Annotated in this window: 1 protein-coding gene; it reads right to left on the reverse strand. The window is 57.4% G+C overall.

All coding sequences use genetic code 11. The features are described from left to right. Window positions 1–88: 88 nt before the first annotated feature. Window positions 89–382, reverse strand: coding sequence for an Lrp/AsnC ligand binding domain-containing protein (locus D1614_RS24705; RefSeq protein WP_206610196.1), 294 nt, complete (start codon window positions 380–382; stop codon window positions 89–91). Window positions 383–556: the final 174 nt, after the last annotated feature.

Raw genomic sequence — 556 nt, forward strand, 5'->3', positions numbered from 1 at the left:
AGCCTGGCCATCAAGATTGCCCGATAGGCAGGCGGCAAAACAGCTTCCTGGGCAATGCGTGCTTATTCGGCGTGCAGTTTACCGTGGCCTAAAATGCCCGGAAAGTCACCGTCGTGAAAGTGTCGGAGATACCGGGAATGATCTGCACCTTCTCGTTGACGAAGTGGCCGATGTCCTGGTCATCGTCGATGTAGAATTTCGCAAGCAGATCGTAGTGGCCGGCAGTCGAATAGATCTCGGAGGCGAGCTCAGCGGCGGCAAGCGCGGCGGCCACCTCATAGGCCTTGCCGAGTTCGCACTTGAACTGCACAAAAAACGTCTTCACGGGCCGGCCTTCCTTCTGTTTCGCAACCGTTTTGGCAGACGTGCCCAGCGCATTCAAGCCGATTTCCGACAGGGGATAGTTGCCTGGCGCAGCGGCACATTGACAGGCCGGACCGGTGTGGAGTCAACTTCATCCCAATTCGATCGAAACCCATGCAGTTTCGACATGGCGGAGGACTTGATGCGGACTTTCTGGCGCTGGATGCTGCGCGTCGTTCTTCTGCTCGTTGCC

This window comes from Maribellus luteus (assembly GCF_003576475.1).
GTDB lineage: Bacteria > Bacteroidota > Bacteroidia > Bacteroidales > Prolixibacteraceae > Draconibacterium > Draconibacterium luteum.